Source organism: Paucibacter sp. PLA-PC-4 (assembly GCF_026241155.1).
Taxonomy (GTDB): domain Bacteria; phylum Pseudomonadota; class Gammaproteobacteria; order Burkholderiales; family Burkholderiaceae_C; genus Roseateles_E.
This window is the reverse complement of sequence record NZ_JAPFGP010000003.1, coordinates 1-12,945: the sequence shown is the minus strand read 5'-3', so window position 1 is coordinate 12,945 and position 12,945 is coordinate 1. Positions and strand designations below refer to the sequence as shown.

The following is a 12,945-nucleotide window of genomic DNA, read 5'->3' as shown; positions in this document are numbered from 1 at the left end:
CAAAACGGTGGGCGGGAATGCCTTATTTTGCCTGCGGCCCGGCACCGCCGAGCAATTCGTCCAACAGGTCCAGCAACTCGCGCACCTCCACCGGCTTGGTCAGGTAGTGCTGAGCACCGGCGGCGCGGGTTCGCTCGATATGGTCGGGCAAGGCATTGGCCGACACCGCCACCACCGGCAGCGCCGCGCATTGCGGCTCGGCTCGTAAGGCTTGCAGCACCGCCAGGCCGGTGGTGTCGGGCAGCTGCATGTCCAGTAGCAGCAAATCGGGCGGATCGGCCAGCACGGCGGCCAGGCCGCTGCCGCCATCGGCATGGACCTCCAGCCGGATCTGCCGACGCTGCGCAAGAATGCCGCGCATGACCTCAACATTGGTGGCGTTGTCCTCGATATAGACGACCCGCTTGGGCGCCGCATACGCAGGCTCCGCGGCCGGCCCGGCGCTGACGCCCGTCTGCGGGCCGGCCTGCGTCGCTGCCGGCAGGCGCAAAGCGAAGCGGGAGCCCTTGCCCTCGACGCTGCTGACCGTCAAGGAGCCGCCCATCAGCTCGGCCAGACGCTTGCAGATCACCAGGCCGATGCCCGTGCCCTCGGTGCCGCTGTGCTCGCGGCCCAGGCGATTGAAAGGCTGGAACAGCGCGGACAACTGGGCCGGGCTGAGCCCCAGGCCGCTGTCGCTGACGCTGAGCTCGACGCTCAGCGCATCGACCCGGCGCGAGCCGATGGTGATGCTGCCACCCTCGATGTTGTATTTGACGGCGTTGCTCAGCAGATTGGTCAGAACCTGCCGGATCCGGGTCGCATCGCCCTGCGCGTGCAGCGCCTGCGCATCCAGCGCCTTGTGTACGGCAATGCCGCGCTGACCGGCTGGCTTTTCGATCAGCGCCAGCGCGTCATCGAGCAGTTCGGCCAGGTTCTGTCGCTGCAAATCCAGCTTCATCGAGCCCGACTCGATGCGCGACAGGTCCAGCGTGTCGTTGATCATCTCCAGCAGATGCCAGCCGGCCTGCTGGACCTGGGCGGCCCAGCCACGCTGTCGCTCCGACAGCGGCTGCGTCCTGTCCATCTCCAAGAGTTGTGTAAAGCCCAGCATCGCGTTCAGCGGCGTGCGCAGCTCGTGGCTCATGCGCGACAGAAACTCGTTCTTGGCCCGGTTGGCCGCCTCGGCAGCCGCGCGGGCATGCTCCAGCTCACGCATTTTGAGCTGGTCAGTGATGTCCTCGACCACACCCACAAGGCGATAGGGCTCGCCCTTGGCATCGCGCAGCAGGCTGACCAGTGCGCGGCCATGGACGATGCGGCCGTCCTTGGCCAGATAGCGTTTCTCGCGCCGGTACATGCCGATCTTGCCGGCGAGCAGCAGACGGGCCAGGCGAACGTCTTCGCTGCGGTCCTGCGGATGAGTGATGGCCAGGCTGCGCATGCCGAGCAGTTCCTCGGCCCCATAGCCGAGCATGCGACAGATGTGCGGGTTGGCTTCTTGCGGCATGCCGTCGACGTCGGCAAAGATGATGCCGATCGGCACGTTGTCAAAGATATTGCGAAATCTCCTCTCGCTCTCAATCAGGGCGCGCGAGGCGCGCTCGCGCTCGCCGACCTCGTGCTGCAGCTCGGCCGTGCGCTCCTGCACCAGATCGGCAATGCGGCGCGCCCGACCGGTCACTGTCAGCAACAGCGCCCCCAGCAGGGCGGTGCACAGCAGCCCTACCATCGCGAAGGCCCAACTGCTGCGACCCGACTCGCGCGGCCCGCCTTGCGGCGCATAGATCACGATGTCCCAGTTGCGCCCCGCGAAGCTGACCGGGCGCAGCGTGTGCTGCGCCGCGCTGGTCAGGGTTTCGCAGCCGGCGGGACCGGCCAGGCGGCGGTGCGGGGCGGCCGGATCGGTGTCGACCAGGCACAGACGCAGATGGGCCGGCATCTTGGTCGAGACGCTCTGCACCAGCAGATCGGGCCGGATGGTGGCGAACACCACGCCGCGATGCGTGAGTCGGCGCAGCGCCTCGGTGCTGGGCTGGCCCCAGTACAAAGACTGATAGACCACCACCCCGAGCGAAACCCCGCTGTCTTGCGAGAGCTGAAAGCCGGCGGTGGCTGAGGGCAGGGCGCTGCGCTGGGCACGCAGCAGGGCCTGGCGCGAGGCCGGAATCGAACGGATGTTGACACCAAGCGCCGGCGCGTTGCGGGCCAGCGGCTCGATCAACCGGATTGCCAGCATCGGTTCATCGGCCGCGGGTCTGAAGTCGCCGGGCCGTTGGCGATCCCGGGCCTGGTATGCGGACAGTCCCTCGGCCTGGGCCTGCAGGTCGAACGCTGCGACATCGGTGCGCGCCAGCTCAGCGGCCCAGCCCAAGGCCAGCAAATTGCCGCCGGGCAGCAAGTAGGCGGCGCTGCCGCGCTCGAAGTCGGCGCGGCTGATTTGCGGCGCCACCAGCAGCAGTCCGTGCATCGCCTCGAGCGCGCCCAGCGGCTCGCGCAGTGCGGTCTCCAGGGCGCTGGCAGCGGCGGCGGCTTCGCGCTCGAAATTGCTGCGTTCGCGGTGGGCGTCCCATTCGCTGACCTTCAGGGTGGCCAGTGCCATCAGCAGGGTCGCGATCAAGAGCGGCAGACCGACGCTGAGCAGACGCGGCGCCCAGGCGCTGCGCGGCTGGGCCAGCAGGGTCAGGGCCATGGGCGCGCCAATGAGCACACCCACCGTGTCGCCCAGCCACCAGGACGCCCAGTTGGCAGCCAGATCGGCTGGCGCGATGGCCCCGGCTAGCAGCAGTGCCGCAGTGCCACAACTTGCGCTGACCACGCAGGCCAGGCCGGCGCCGAGTAGATAAAAGCGCGCCAGATCGCGCGGCTCCGACAGCGTCAACGGCTGGCTGACCCAGCGCCTGACCAGCCAGGCCCCCGCGAGGGCTTGCAGCGTTGCGCCGATAGCGGCCAGCGCCGGTACCAGCAGGGAGTGCAGGCCGATGTCCTGACCCAGCCACAGATTGACACTGAAGGAGCCCAGCCAGATCCCCGGCGCGACCTTGGCGCCCAGGCACAGCACGGCTGCGAGCGCAAGTCCGGCACCGGGGTACAGCGGCGAGGCGTAGTTCGGGGGGACGGCCAGCTTGACCGTCAGCAGGCCCAACAGCGCGTAGGCCAGAGCCAAAGCCAGGGCCTGCACGGGCCAACTGGTGAGCAGACGATGAGGGGGCGGCATTCGCCCCATCCTAGCCCAGAGCTTGCGGCCAGTGTGGCCGCGATGCACTTCTGGCTTAGACGTTGAACAGGAAGTTCAGCACGTCGCCATCCTTGACAACGTACTCCTTGCCCTCGGCCCGCATCTTGCCGGCGTCCTTCGCGCCTTGCTCACCCTTGAACTGGATGAAGTCCTCAAAGGCAATCGTCTGGGCGCGGATGTAGCCGCGTTCGAAGTCGGTGTGGATCACGCCTGCGGCCTGCGGGCCGGTGTCGCCCTTGTGGATCGTCCACGCGCGCACTTCCTTGACGCCGGCCGTGAAATAGGTCTGAAGGCCCAGCAGGCTGAAACCGGCGCGGATCAGGCGGTTCAGGCCGGGCTCTTCTTGGCCCATCTCGGCCAGAAACATCGCACGGTCCTCGTCGCTCATCTCCGACAGCTCGGCTTCGGTCTTGGCGCAGATCGCGACCACGGGGCCGTTCTGCGCGGCCGCGTATTCCTTCAAGCGTTCCAGGAAGGGGTTGTTGTCGAAACCATCCTCCGCCACATTGGCCACGAACATCGCCGGCTTGGCGGTGATCAGGCACAACGGCTTGAGCAGCACCAGCTCTTCCTTGCTGAAATCGATGGTGCGCACCGGCTTGGCTTCATTGAGCGCGGCCTCGCACTTTTCAAGCACTTTGACCAGGGCGATCGCCTCCTTGTCGCCGGCGCGCGCCACCTTGTTGTAGCGGTGCAGGCTCTTCTCGACCGTGCCCATATCGGCCAGGCAGAGCTCGGTCTGGATCACCTCGATGTCGGAGATCGGGTCGACGCGGCCATTGACGTGGACCACGTTGCCGTCCTCGAAACAGCGCACCACGTTGACAATGGCATCGGTCTCGCGGATGTGGGAGAGGAACTTATTGCCCAGGCCTTCACCCTTGGAGGCACCCGCCACCAGGCCGGCGATGTCGACAAACTCGACCACTGCCGGGACCACGCGCTCGGGCTGAACGATCTCGGCGAGCTGCTGCAAGCGCGGGTCGGGCAGCTCCACGATGCCCACATTGGGCTCGATGGTGCAAAACGGGTAGTTCTCGGCGGCGATGCCGGCCTTGGTCAGGGCGTTGAACAGGGTGGACTTGCCCACATTGGGCAGGCCCACGATGCCGCATTTGAGGCTCATGGGGGAACTTTCGCTGGGGCCGGATGGCAAAACGGGCATTTTAATCGCCCCCGGGCCGCCGCACCTGCGCCTCCTACAATGCGCACTATGGAAAGAGTCGACATCCTGGTGCGTGGTGAGGGCTGTGTAGGCCGGGCTTTGGCCCTGGCGCTGGGCGCTCAGGGGCTGCGCGTGGCCTTGCTCGGGAGCGACCCGCCAGCCGTGGCGCGTGATGACGATTTGCGCACCTATGCGCTGAATGCCGCCTCGGTGGCACTGCTGCGCGAGCTCAGGGTCTGGGATGCGCTGCCGCCGGATGCCATCAGTCCGGTCTATGAAATGCAGGTGCAGGGCGATCAGGCTGCCGGCCAGCTGGCGTTCTCGGCATGGCAGCAGGGCGTGCGCGAGCTGGCATATATCGTCGACGCCGGTGCGCTGGATCAGCAGCTGGGTGTGGCGGTCGGCTTTGCGCCCCACGTGCGGCGCGTGAGCCAGCCTGTGCCGGCCGAGCTGCAGGCCTTGTGCGAGGGGCGCGACTCCGCCGGCCGCGCCGCTTTAGGCGTGAATTTTGAAAAGCAGGCCTACGGACACCATGCGATCGCGGCCCGCCTGCTTGCGGACCGGCCGCACCAAGGTGTCGCGCGGCAATGGTTCCGCTCACCGGATGTGCTGGCCCTGCTGCCCTTCGAGCGGCCGGCGCCGGCCCAGTCCTACGGCCTGGTGTGGTCCCTGCCCGAAGCCCGCGCGGCCGAGTTGCTGGCGGCCAGCGAGGCCGAGTTCGAGCAGGCCTTGATGGCGGCCACCGGTGGCGAGGCCGGCGCGCTACGCCTGAGCGGCGCGCGCGCCGCCTGGCCGCTGGCGCTGGCGCGGGCCGATGCGGTGAGCGGGCCCGGCTGGGTGCTGCTGGGTGACGCCGCCCATCTGGTGCACCCCTTAGCCGGCCAGGGCTTGAACCTGGGCCTGGCCGACGTCGCGGCGCTGGCTCGGGTGCTGCGGCAGCGCGAGAGCTGGCGAGCCGTGTCCGACGAACGCTTGCTGCGCCGCTATGCGCGCGAGCGGGCCGCGCCGACTTGGGCCATGGGCGAGCTGACCGATGGGCTGCTGCGCGTCTTTGCCAGCGAAGCCCCAGCCCTGCGCGGACTGCGCAACCAGGGCATGGGCCTGCTGAACCGGCTGCCGCCCGTCAAGCGCTGGCTGACGTCGCGCGCGCTGGGCTTGTGAATCACGATTACCCGAGGAAGACTCCGATGCTGAAGATGAAGTCGCTGGGCCTGGCCTTGCTGCTGTGCGCGCCGCTGGCACAGGCCAATGAGGCGGTGATCCGCAAGAATCTGACCGAGCGCCTGCCCAATCTGCCTAAGATCGACGAGGTGCGCGCCGCCGCGTTTCCGGGCCTGTGGGAGATCCGCATCGGCAACGAGATTCGCTACGTCGACCCGACGGGCAGCTACTTGATCGAGGGCGAATTGATCGATGTGAAGGCGCGGCGCAACCTGACCGCCGAGCGGGTCGACAAGCTCAATCAGATCGATTTCGCCGCGCTGCCGCTAAAGGATGCAATGGTCTGGAAGAGTGGCAATGGCAAGCGCCGCATCGCCGTTTTTGCCGATCCGAACTGTGGCTATTGCAAGCGCTTTGAGCGCAGTCTGCAAGACGTCAAGGACATCACCGTCTACACCTTTTTGATCCCCATCCTGGGTGGCGATTCGCCGGACAAGTCGCGCGCCATATGGTGCGCCAAGGACAACACCGCGACGTGGATGGCCTGGATGCTGGACGGCAAGGCGCCGCCCAAGCCCGCCGGTAGCTGTGATGATGCGGCCATCGAACGCAATCTGGCGCTTGCGCGCAAGCACCAGATCAACGGCACGCCGGCCGTGATCTTCGAGGACGGCAGCCGCGCCCCGGGCGCGATCAGCGCCGAGCAGCTGGAGCGCCGCCTGGCAGCCAGCAAGTCCTGACCTTCTCTTTTCATTCTTTTTCCCATTTCGGAGCGACGCATGCCTGCTGCCGCGAGCGCCAGCCCCTTGCCATTGAATCCGCTGGCCCAGCGCTTGGCTTATGCCGGGCTGATCCCCTTCGTGCTGGGCGCCGCGCTGATCTGGCTGCTGGCAGGCTTCAATGCTGACGCCCATGCCTTCGCGGCGCTCGGGCTGTCAGCCTATGCCGCCGTGATCGTGTCCTTTCTGGGCGGCATTCACTGGGGCCTTGGTTTTCGGCAGCAGATCCCGTCGCCACAGCCCTTTGTCTGGGGCGTCGTGCCCTCGCTGCTGGCCTGGGTGGCCGTGGTGATGCCGGCCTATGCGGGCCTGGTCGTGCACGGGGTCATGCTGGTGGTCTGCTATCTGGTTGACCGGCGCTGCTACCCGGCTCTGGGCGCTGGCGCCTGGCTGACTTTGCGGTTCCGGCTCAGTGCGATCGCCGGCCTGTGCTGCTTCCTGGGTGCTGCGGGCAGCTGAGCGGATGATCAATTACAAGATCGAGATCGCCGATGCCCACGCGCATCTGTTCCAGCTCACGTTGACGATTCCGGCGCCGGCTGAAGTGCAGGCGCTGAGTCTGCCGGTCTGGATACCGGGCAGTTATATGGTGCGCGAGTTCTCCCGCCACCTCGGCGGCCTGCATGCGCGCCAGGGCAGCCGCACGGTGGCCTTGCGCCAGACCAGCAAATGCAGCTGGGAGGCGCGCTGCAGCGGCCGCGGCGCCCTGGTTGTCAGCTACCAGGTCTATGCCTTCGACAGCTCGGTCCGGGCCGCCTTTGTGGACGCTCAGCGGGGCTTCTTCAACGGCGCCAGCCTGTGCCTGCGCGCCCACGGCAAGGAAGCTCAGAGCCACGGCATCGAGCTGTCGGGGCTGCCAGAGGGCTGGCAGGTCGCCACCTCGATGATGGCCACCGGCGTGTCTAGCTATCAGGCGGCCGACTACGATGAGCTGATCGACCATCCCTTTGAGCTGGGTCGCTTTTGGCGCGGCGAGTTCAGCGCCGCCGGCGTGCGGCATCAGCTGGTGGTCAGCGGCGCGTTGCCGGTGTTTGACGGTACGCGGCTGCTGGCCGATACGCAACGCATCTGCGAGGCGCAGATTGCCTTGTGGCACGGCGAGCGGCGCGGCGCTGCGGCCCTGCCATTTGAGCGGTATGTCTTTTTGCTCAATGCGGTGGATGACGGCTATGGCGGGCTCGAACATCGTGCCAGCACCGCGCTGATCGCCGCACGCCGTGATCTGCCGGTGCTGGGGCAGCAGGAGATCTCGGATGGCTATGTGCGTCTGCTGGGCCTGATCAGCCACGAGTACTTCCACACCTGGAACGTGAAGCGCCTGCGCCCCGATACCTTCGCCAGTTTCGATTACAGCCAGGAGAACTACACCGAGCTGCTGTGGTTCTTCGAGGGCTTCACCTCCTACTATGACGATCTGATGCTGCGACGCTGCGGCCTGATCGATGAGGCCCGCTATCTGAAGTTGCTCAGCGCCACCATCAGCGCGGTGCTGGCCGTGCCGGGGCGCAAGCAGCAAAGCCTGGCCCAGGCCAGCTTCGATGCGTGGATCCGCTACTACCGCCAGGACGAGAACACGCCCAACTCCACCGTCAGCTACTACGCCAAGGGCGCGCTGCTGGCGCTGGCGCTGGACCTGAGTCTGCGCAGCCAATCTCAAGCGCCCACTCGAAGTGCCAGCCTCGATGAGGTCTTGCGCCAGCTGTGGCAGCGCAGCGGCGGCGGGCCCATCAGCGAGGCCGATATCCTTGCCGTGGTCGCAGAGCTCGGTGGTGCGGCGCTGGCTGAGGAACTGCGGCAGTGGGTGCACAGCACCGACGACCTGCCGCTGCCGGCGCTGCTCGAGCGTGTCGGGGTGCGTTGGTGCAGCGACAAGGCGAGCCTGGCCCAGCGCCTGGGCCTGCGGGTCGGCGAGACGGACGGCATCCGTGTCAAGCAGGTGCTGCAGGGCTCGGCGGCGCTGGCCGGCGGGCTGGCGGCCGGTGATGAGATCGTGGCCTGCAACGGCTGGCGCTTACGCAAGCTCGACGAGGCGCTGCAAACCTTGGCGCCCGAACGCCTGAGCCAGATGGCGCTGCTGGTGGCGCGCGACCAGCGGATGCTGAGCCTGAACCTGTGTCTGCCCCTGCAGGCGCAGGCCGGGGCGCCGGTGCGGCTGAGTCCGGGCGAGAAAGCCCCGGCGCGCGCTCTCGGCCTGCGCCGGGCATGGCTGGGCAGCTAAGGCGCAGCCGCCACCGGGGCCTGCTGGCCCTGATCGTGCTGCTGGTGCTGCTGGCGCATGGCTGGCTGGGGCACACACTGCAGCTGCAGCCGCCGCCGGGCGAGGCAACGCCGCAACGGCTGGCGGCGGCCTTTGTCCGCGAACTGGTCGAGCAGGCGCCCCCCAAACGGCTGGTCGCTCCGGCGCCGATGCCAAGGTTCAAGCCCGGGCCCCTGCAGAGCCGCCCGCTGGCGCCGCTGCCCGAAGTTCCCGCGCTTGAGGCGCTGGCAGAGTTGGCGGCGCCAGCCGAGTTGCCCGCAGTGGCAGAACCCGCGCCGGCCGAGCCGGCCGAGCCCGGCCCGGAATGGCCGCTGTCCACCCAGCTCAGCTATCGCTTGCAAGGCAACTTCCGTGGGCCGCTGGAGGGTGAGGCCCAGGTGCAATGGCTGCGCCAAGGCCGGCGCTACCAGGTGCACCTCGATGTGCTGGTCGGCGCCAGTTTCGCGCCGCTGATCACGCGCCGCATGAGCAGCGACGGTCTGTTGACGCCCCATGGTATCGCGCCCGAGCGCTATGACGAGGACACGAAGATGCTGCTGCGCGAGGCACGGCGCAGCAGGGTCGCGTTCGAGGGTCAGGTCTTGCGGCTGGCCGACGGCAAGGCGCAGCCCCAGCCGCCGGGCGTGCAGGATGCGGCCAGTCAGTTCGTGCAGCTGACCTGGCTGTTCCTGACCGGGCGTGAAACGCTGCGGCCGGGCCTGGTCATTGAGATGCCCCTGGCCCTGCCACGCCGGCTCTACCGCTGGCGCTACGAGGTGATCGGTGAGGAGGAGCTGTACACGCCGATGGGGCCGCTGAGCACCTGGCATCTGCGGCCGCTGTTCGACCATGGGGAGGGCCGTGTCCAGGACCTGAAGGCCGAGGTTTGGCTGGCGCCGGGTCTGCAATACCTGCCGGTGCGGCTGCTGATACGTCAGGACGACGGCAGCCATCTCGACCTGATGCTGAAGGCGCCGCCGCTGCAGGCCGTGCCTGACCCTATAGTTGCGCCCATCGAGCCACAAGACACACGGAGACCCGAATGACTTACGAATGCATCCTGACCGCAGTGCAGGGCGAGGGCGAGCGCAAGACCGGCCTGATCACCCTGAACCGCCCCAAGCAGCTCAATGCGCTCAATGACCAGTTGATGGACGAGCTGGGCCAGGCCCTGCTGGCCTTCGACGCTGACGACAGCATTGGCTGCATCGTGCTGACGGGTTCGGAGCGCGCCTTCGCGGCCGGCGCTGATATCCCGACCATGGCCCCGCACAACTTCATGAGCGCCTTCAAGAGCGGGCTGATCTCGAAGAACTGGGAGACTATTCTGCAGGTCAGGAAGCCGGTGATCGCGGCGGTGGCCGGCTTCGCGCTGGGGGGCGGCTGCGAGCTGGCGATGATGTGTGATTTCATCATTGCCGCGGATACGGCCAAGTTTGGCCAACCCGAGATCAAGCTGGGCATCATCCCAGGCGCCGGCGGCACCCAGCGCCTGCCGCGCGCAGTCGGCAAGAGCAAGGCCATGGACATGCTGCTGACCGCCCGCATGATGGATGCGGCCGAAGCCGAGCGGGGCGGCCTGGTATCGCGCGTCGTCGCGGCCGACAAGCTGCTGGAGGAAGCGCTGGCCGCTGCCGATCAGATCAACGGCTTCAGCGCGCCCTCGGTGGCCTTGATCAAGGAGCTGGTGAACCTGGCCTACCAGGGCCCGCTGATCGACGGCGTCAATGTGGAGCGGCGCTATTTCCATGCGCTGTTCGGCACCGACGACCAGCGCGAGGGCATGGACGCCTTCATCAACAAGCGCAAACCGGCGTTCAAACACCGCTGATCGCACAAATCGACGAATCGGGGCTAACCCTGTCATGGATTCTTCTTATTTCTTGAACGGTCCATTCATGCTGGCCTAGTTTTTTTACTGAGTGGTGAGTTTTACAGTTGCATCCATGGACACGGCGGATCGATTCACAAGGTCGGCGGTGTTCTCCAACAACCGTAAAGGAACTCATCATGAAGAAGCTGACCGCAATTGCCCTGACTCTGTTGACTGCCGGCGCCGCGATGGCCAACGGCCTGAGCCGTGAAGAAGTCGTCGCCGAGCTGGTGCGTGCCCGCAATGCAGGCGAACTGGTCGCCCAGAACCTCGAAAACCCCGATGTCTTCGGCCGCACCGCCATCAGCGCCGCTTCGACGACCAGCCGCAGCGCCGTCGTGGCCGAGCTGCAGCGCGCCCGCCAGGCCGGTGAACTCGATGGTCTGAACAGCGAGTCCGGCGTCGCCATCAAGGCCACAGCCTCGACAACGACCCGCGCCCAAGTGCTGGCCGAACTCGAGCGCGCCCGCGCCAGCGGCGAACTGGACGTACTGAACAGCAACAACCCCAGCTACGCGCAGCTGATCGCGCTGATCCCGGCTAAGTCGGCATCCCAGCAACTGGCGGGTCAGCCCAAGAGCGCCCAGTAATCAAAGACTGGTACCAACTTTGAAAAGGCGGCCCGCGCGGGCCGCCTTTTCACTTTGGACTTGCAGCGTGTGCGAGGGTGGTTTCTCGATTCTGAGCCGTTGATGAGCCTTTGATCCGTAGGTCGGTGGGACTTCGGCGCTTTCGGCGCTGATTGAGGCCCTTTCGGGACGCGCGTTCAGCGAGGGCCTGCCCGATCTATTCAATCGCCTGTGATGAAACTGCCTTCCTCAATCCTTTTGCTTGCCTTGTCTCTGGCCGTCCCGGCACTTGCTCAGTAGGCACCTAAGTACCCACCCAAGCTCATTGAGGCTGCCAAACAAGGCTACCAAAGACAGTATTTGCCGGCGGCTGCCAACAAGACATTTGGCGTTACATCCGATGGGCAGCGGTTTGCAGCGGTTGCAGGTCAGGCCAGCGAGGTAGAGGGTGCGCGCATGGTGACGTCCCACTGCCTGGCCACTTTGGGCGCACCTTGCATGCTGTGGATGGTCAACGATCAGGAAATCTACACAAGCGATGCCGCCGCTGATCGCAAGTCAGCGCAAGTTGTTGCAAAGCTGCCGGCAGGGCCGGATGGCAAGCGTTTTGCCGATGAAGCCGTCGACCACCAAGTGCCCCCGCCTGAAGTTCTGCGGGCCGGCTCAGGATCAGTTTTCAATGATCGCCAACAGGTAGGCAGCGAGCAGCTGACATCGGCGTCGCCTAGCCTCCAAACGCTTTCGGACTCGGCATCCGGTCAACTACTGCGACCAGACGGCCGCAAGCAGCCTTAAGCAGGGCTGCGCGCAGCATGATGTCGGAGGACACGGGCCTCAACGCCGAAGCAAGCTACTCGGTGCTCGAACTCGGGCGCAGAAGGCGGTATGTTTCGACGCCGAGCACGATCGCTAGCTTCTCGATGTTGTCCAGTGAAATGTTCCGTGCGCCGCGCTCGACATGGGCAACGAACGTGCGATGGAGCCCCGCTTCCAAAGCTAAATCCTCCTGCGACCAACCCCGCTCTCTGCGCATCAGGACAAGGTTGCCGGCGAGGTGTTCGCGGGCACTCCTTCTCTGAGCTCTTGATGCATTGGTTGACGGCACCGACGAAGTTTTTCGCTTTGATGCTTTTAAGTCAGCCGTGTTTGAGTCACAATTTGAATTGCTCCTACATGAGTCGCCGCGATTGCTGGTCGCCAACCCGACTCGATGTCATGCGTGCGGACGTCACGTAGGAGGCAATCGACGTGTGGGAGACGCTATGACCCAACTGACTGGCCTCCAGATTGACACGATGAACACTCGTATTCTGCTGAGCCCGGGGCACCCGCTGGCGCTCTGTTGGCGCTACTGCCGTTCTCACTTGGAGGAAGAGCAGGTCCAGGTGCACACGGCCAATGGAGCTTTGCGAGAGCTGATGGTGGCCTGGGCGGTAGGCGTACTGGCGGACGGCGACTGGGAAGCGCTGGGTGCCGGGCCCGGGGCCGCTGTCGGACGGGCGTTCTGGCGATACGTGTGGGAGGACCTTGACCGCCGGGGTGTCGACAAGATGTCACTGCTGTGTGCGTCCGATGTTGATGCCCAGACCGTGTGCCCGGTGATCAAGGTGTTGCAGCCGTTCCGGCAGGTCCTGGGTCAGAGCAGTGCGGCCGCTACTTCAAGTGTCGGTGTGCTCCGCGCCGAAGCTCGGCCGGCGGTCCGGGAGGCTTCTGGCGTTCGTGCGGCTCGTACCGCGCAGGAACGCCTTCTCGCTGGTCCTGGAGCGGGCAGAGCGGTCGTGTCGTCACCCAAACGGCCCGAGGTGCTGGCGCAGCTGCGGCATGGCTTGCGCCGCGCCGTGGCTCGCCATGGTCCCTTTGCCGATGTTGCCGCGGCGGTGTCGTTCGTGAGTCAGACGCTGTCTCGGGACGAGTTGCGGCTCAAGTTCTCCAAGCTGTCTGGGTT

General features: G+C 66.3%; 12 protein-coding genes. 9 read left to right on the top strand and 3 right to left on the bottom strand.

Annotation, left to right across the window (positions count from 1 at the left end; genetic code table 11):
* Positions 1-22: 22 nt before the first annotated feature.
* Both OOZ63_RS05040 and ychF read right to left on the bottom strand, forming a co-directional pair.
* Complete coding sequence (locus tag OOZ63_RS05040) at positions 23-3,196, bottom strand: CHASE domain-containing protein (protein ID WP_266004312.1); 3,174 nt, start codon at positions 3,194-3,196, stop codon at positions 23-25.
* A gap of 55 nt (positions 3,197-3,251) precedes the next feature.
* Positions 3,252-4,343, bottom strand: a complete 1,092-nt coding sequence (gene ychF / locus OOZ63_RS05035) for a redox-regulated ATPase YchF (RefSeq protein ID WP_266004310.1) — start codon at positions 4,341-4,343, stop codon at positions 3,252-3,254.
* Between the two features lie 87 nt (positions 4,344-4,430).
* Here ychF and OOZ63_RS05030 point away from each other — a divergent pair, with 87 nt between their 5' ends.
* From OOZ63_RS05030 to OOZ63_RS04995, 8 genes are all read left to right on the top strand, one after another.
* A complete protein-coding gene (locus OOZ63_RS05030) occupies positions 4,431-5,543 on the top strand; it encodes an FAD-dependent monooxygenase (protein WP_266004309.1) in 1,113 nt (370 codons plus the stop codon).
* 26 nt (positions 5,544-5,569) lie between these two features.
* Positions 5,570-6,283 (top strand): DsbC family protein, encoded by a 714-nt coding sequence (locus tag OOZ63_RS05025; RefSeq protein ID WP_266004308.1) that lies wholly within the window; start codon positions 5,570-5,572, stop codon positions 6,281-6,283.
* A gap of 39 nt (positions 6,284-6,322) precedes the next feature.
* On the top strand, positions 6,323-6,781 hold the full coding sequence (locus tag OOZ63_RS05020) for a DUF3429 domain-containing protein (protein WP_266004307.1): 459 nt from the start codon (positions 6,323-6,325) through the stop codon (positions 6,779-6,781).
* Between the two features lie 4 nt (positions 6,782-6,785).
* On the top strand, positions 6,786-8,540 hold the full coding sequence (locus OOZ63_RS05015) for a M61 family metallopeptidase (protein WP_266004306.1): 1,755 nt from the start codon (positions 6,786-6,788) through the stop codon (positions 8,538-8,540).
* Positions 8,525-9,604, top strand: a complete 1,080-nt coding sequence (locus OOZ63_RS05010) for a DUF3108 domain-containing protein (protein ID WP_266004305.1) — start codon at positions 8,525-8,527, stop codon at positions 9,602-9,604. The genes OOZ63_RS05015 and OOZ63_RS05010 overlap by 16 nt, the downstream gene beginning before the upstream one ends.
* A complete protein-coding gene (locus OOZ63_RS05005) occupies positions 9,601-10,389 on the top strand; it encodes an enoyl-CoA hydratase (protein WP_266004304.1) in 789 nt (262 codons plus the stop codon). The genes OOZ63_RS05010 and OOZ63_RS05005 overlap by 4 nt, the downstream gene beginning before the upstream one ends.
* 179 nt (positions 10,390-10,568) lie before the next feature.
* Positions 10,569-11,021, top strand: coding sequence for a DUF4148 domain-containing protein (locus OOZ63_RS05000; RefSeq protein ID WP_266004303.1), 453 nt, complete (start codon positions 10,569-10,571; stop codon positions 11,019-11,021).
* 477 nt (positions 11,022-11,498) lie between these two features.
* Complete coding sequence (locus tag OOZ63_RS04995; RefSeq protein ID WP_266004302.1) at positions 11,499-11,795, top strand: hypothetical protein; 297 nt, start codon at positions 11,499-11,501, stop codon at positions 11,793-11,795.
* A gap of 55 nt (positions 11,796-11,850) precedes the next feature.
* On the opposite strand, the gene OOZ63_RS04990 is transcribed toward OOZ63_RS04995, so the two are convergent.
* Positions 11,851-12,105 carry a helix-turn-helix domain-containing protein gene (locus OOZ63_RS04990; protein WP_266004301.1) on the bottom strand — a complete coding sequence of 85 codons (255 nt, stop codon included), beginning with the start codon at positions 12,103-12,105 and terminating at the stop codon, positions 11,851-11,853.
* A 157-nt stretch (positions 12,106-12,262) separates the two neighbouring features.
* On the opposite strand from OOZ63_RS04990, the gene OOZ63_RS04985 reads away from it, so the two are divergent.
* Positions 12,263-12,945, top strand: a 683-nt coding sequence (locus OOZ63_RS04985; RefSeq protein WP_266004299.1) for a transposase, incomplete at its 3' end; no start/stop codon positions are given.

Excerpts from the sequence above, each read along its gene's own strand:
- OOZ63_RS05000 (WP_266004303.1), top strand. The coding sequence starts at position 10,569 with ATGAAGAAGCTGACCGCAATTGCCCTGACTCTGTTGACTGCCGGCGCC.
- OOZ63_RS05005 (WP_266004304.1), top strand. The coding sequence starts at position 9,601 with ATGACTTACGAATGCATCCTGACCGCAGTGCAGGGCGAGGGCGAGCGC.
- OOZ63_RS05030 (WP_266004309.1), top strand. The coding sequence starts at position 4,431 with ATGGAAAGAGTCGACATCCTGGTGCGTGGTGAGGGCTGTGTAGGCCGG.
- OOZ63_RS05025 (WP_266004308.1), top strand. The coding sequence starts at position 5,570 with ATGCTGAAGATGAAGTCGCTGGGCCTGGCCTTGCTGCTGTGCGCGCCG.
- OOZ63_RS04995 (WP_266004302.1), top strand. The coding sequence starts at position 11,499 with ATGCTGTGGATGGTCAACGATCAGGAAATCTACACAAGCGATGCCGCC.
- OOZ63_RS05010 (WP_266004305.1), top strand. The coding sequence starts at position 8,525 with ATGGCTGGGCAGCTAAGGCGCAGCCGCCACCGGGGCCTGCTGGCCCTG.
- ychF (WP_266004310.1), bottom strand. The coding sequence starts at position 4,343 with ATGAGCCTCAAATGCGGCATCGTGGGCCTGCCCAATGTGGGCAAGTCC.
- OOZ63_RS05015 (WP_266004306.1), top strand. The coding sequence starts at position 6,786 with ATGATCAATTACAAGATCGAGATCGCCGATGCCCACGCGCATCTGTTC.
- OOZ63_RS05020 (WP_266004307.1), top strand. The coding sequence starts at position 6,323 with ATGCCTGCTGCCGCGAGCGCCAGCCCCTTGCCATTGAATCCGCTGGCC.
- OOZ63_RS05040 (WP_266004312.1), bottom strand. The coding sequence starts at position 3,196 with ATGCCGCCCCCTCATCGTCTGCTCACCAGTTGGCCCGTGCAGGCCCTG.